The following is a 2,792-nucleotide window of genomic DNA, read 5'->3' as shown; positions in this document are numbered from 1 at the left end:
TTCGCGAGCAAGCCCGCTCCCACAGGGGTTATGTGCCGGCCAGGGAGCGGGGCACTAACCATGTCAGCGCTCTGGCGAATCAACCTCGGGGTGACGGCGTTTTTCGCCTTGGTCACCCTGGCTTGTGCGGTCCTGTTGCTGCATCAAGCCACGGCCGATGTGAAACGCGAGCTGCAATCGGCCGAGTCCGTGGTGCATTACCTGAGTGAAACCGCCGAACGTAACCCGACCAGTCTCCAGTCGCGGCTGACCGGCAGTCTGCGTCATGTGCGGGTTCACTGGCTGGCGGCGGGGCAGATGCGCCCAGTGAATATCGAGGGCGGGATGTCCGCCTGGTTTGGCCGCTGGTTACTGGCCGACGATCCCGCTGCCGAGGTGGTGGATTTGCCCGACGGTCGTCGGGCCTGGATCGCGGTCGATCCTCGGGACGAAATCGAAGAAATCCTCGATTCCCTGGTGCAACTGCTGGGTGTCTGTGCGCTGGCGCTGTTGGTCAGCCTGCTGGTGATCCGTTGGGCGGTGCGCCGGGGCATGGGATTGCTTGATGAATTGCTGCAGGCCCTGCGTCAGGTCTCTGCCGGCGATCTGCAGGTGCGGCTGGCCGCTGACGCTATCCCGGAGGCCCGACAACTGGCGGGGCATTTCAATCGCATGACCGCTGCCCTGGCCCAGGCACAGGCCGATAACACCCGGCTCACCCAAGCGCTGCTGGCCGTGCAGGAGCAGGAGCGCACGCACCTGGCCCGGACCCTGCACGACGACCTGGGCCAATACGTGGCGGGGATCCGCGCCCGGGCGTGCTTGCTGCGGCTGGTGATCGATCAGCCGCCGAAGCTGGAGCAGACCGTCAGCCAGCTTGAGGATCATTGCGAGCACCTGCAGCAGGGATTCCGTGCACTGGTGCAAGACCTGTATCCGGTGGTGCTGCAGCATCTGCCGCTGTCCGAGGCCATCGAACTGCTGGTGGCTCAGTGGCAACAAAGCCAGGGCATCGCCTGTCAGTTACGGATCAACACGTCGTTGCCGCCGTTGTCCGGCTCGAACAAGACCCATCTGTATCGCCTGTTGCAGGAAGCGCTGACCAATGTCGTCCGGCATGCCGGCGCCACGCAGGTGCGGATTCGCCTGCAACATCGGGCCGGGCGCTTGCGGTTGCTGGTGCGTGACAACGGCCGGGGAGCGACCGGGCCCCATCGAGCGGGCGTTGGCCTGCACTCGATGGCCGAGCGTGCCCGCAGCCTGGGTGGCGAACTACGGATCATCAGCCAGCCCGGTGCCGGGTGGGCGCTGGCCTTGAATATTCCCCTGGAGGCGTGATGAACATTTTGTTGGTCGACGATCATGCGGTGGTTCGGCAGGGCTATGCCAGCCTTTTGCGGGCGCTGATGCCGGACCTGCAAGTGCGGGAAGCCGCCACCGGTGAAGAGGCGCTGAGTCAGGTGCTGGAGCAGGTGCCTCACTTGGTGATCATGGACTTCGGCCTGCCCGGCATCAGTGGGCTGGAAACTACCCGGCGCCTGCGCCAGCGCCTGCCGCAACTGCGGGTGTTGTTCTTCAGCATGCACGATGAATTGCCGTTGGTCCGCCAGGCGCTGGACGCCGGTGCTGCGGGCTACCTGACCAAGAACTCGGCACCCCAGGTGCTGGTGGAGGCGGTGCGGCGGGTGCTGGCCGGCCATGCCTACATCGAGCAATCCCTGGCCACCCAGTTGGCCTGCGCCAGCACCCGGCACAACACCGACCCGCGCTTGCAATGCATGACCCAGCGCGAGCTGGAGATCTTCGTCATGCTCGCCAGGGGCACCCCGGCGCGCACCATTGCCGAACAGCTGTGCATCAGCGCCAAGACCGTGTCCAATCACTTGACGCTGCTCAAGAGCAAGCTGCAGGTCAGCTCCCATGCCGAACTGGTGCATTTGGGGATCGACATGGGCGTGGTGCGGGTGGCGGGGTGAATCCCATCCTTGAAAGCAATACACAACTGTGGCGAGGGAGCAAGCTCCCTCGCCACGGGATCTGTGTCGGTCCTTGAATGGGTACTAATCCCAAGTCGTCGGGCAGCCCGTACATCCTTGCATATTCGCATCCTGAAAATTCCCATAATGCTGGCGTGAACCGCTCAGGTTGGCGTCTTCCAAGTTGCTTTCGCCAAGCTTGGCTTCCTGCAGGTTGGCGTCGCGCAGGTCGGCGCCCTTGAGGTCTGCCTTGCTCAGCCAGGCCATTTCCAGGTCGGCGGCTTGCAGATTGGTTTCGTGCATTCGGGCTCCGGACAGCCGGGCGAATTGAAGATACGCGGCGCTCAGGTCGGCTTTCTGGAACTGCGCGCCTTGGGCGAACAGGCCCCAACCCTGGATTGCCTTGAGGGTGGCCCCCCTGAAGTCCGCCAGGCGCAGGTTGCTTTGCTGCAGGCTGGCGCGGGTCAGGTTGGCGCCTTGCAGATGAGCCTTTTCCAGATTGGCCAGGTCCAGCCGGGCATGGCGCAGATCGGCGCCGCGCAGGTCGGCACCGCTGAGGTTCATTTTGCGCAGGTCCTGGTTGGCCAGCCGGGCACCGCGAAGATCGGCGCCGGGGCATTGGCTGGATTCGGCGATGATGCAGCCGTTGACGGTCAGGGGCGTGTCGGGGTCGTCGGCGCTGGCATGGGCGCCGATGAGCAGAAGCAGCAGAGGGAGAAATCTCATGACAGTGAACTCGGTTGGCTGCGGGAGCGAACCTGCTCGCGATAGCAGCGGGACATTCAACATCACCGCTGACTGAACCATCGCTTTCGCGAGCAAGCCCGCTCCCACAGT

General features: G+C 64.3%; 3 protein-coding genes. 2 read left to right on the top strand and 1 reads right to left on the bottom strand.

All coding sequences use genetic code 11. The annotated features are described in order from the left end of the window. Nucleotides 1-60 precede the first annotated feature (60 nt). Together HU811_RS26450 and HU811_RS26445 are read left to right on the top strand one after the other, a co-directional pair. On the top strand, nucleotides 61-1,317 hold the full coding sequence (locus tag HU811_RS26450; RefSeq protein WP_186659022.1) for a HAMP domain-containing sensor histidine kinase: 1,257 nt from the start codon (nucleotides 61-63) through the stop codon (nucleotides 1,315-1,317). After that, entirely contained in the window at nucleotides 1,317-1,955 is a 639-nt protein-coding gene (locus HU811_RS26445) for a response regulator (RefSeq protein WP_092398665.1), read from the top strand. The genes HU811_RS26450 and HU811_RS26445 overlap by 1 nt, the downstream gene beginning before the upstream one ends. Before the next feature lie 84 nt (nucleotides 1,956-2,039). Here HU811_RS26445 and HU811_RS26440 read toward each other — a convergent pair whose 3' ends face one another. Beyond that, nucleotides 2,040-2,681, bottom strand: coding sequence for a pentapeptide repeat-containing protein (locus tag HU811_RS26440; protein WP_186659019.1), 642 nt, complete (start codon nucleotides 2,679-2,681; stop codon nucleotides 2,040-2,042). Nucleotides 2,682-2,792 lie beyond the last annotated feature (111 nt).

The sequence above is a fragment of the Pseudomonas tehranensis genome (genome assembly GCF_014268615.1).
GTDB classification, from domain to species: Bacteria; Pseudomonadota; Gammaproteobacteria; order Pseudomonadales; family Pseudomonadaceae; genus Aquipseudomonas; species Aquipseudomonas tehranensis.
Note: the sequence above shows the minus strand (reverse complement) of the source record. Positions and strands in the feature narration are given on the sequence as shown.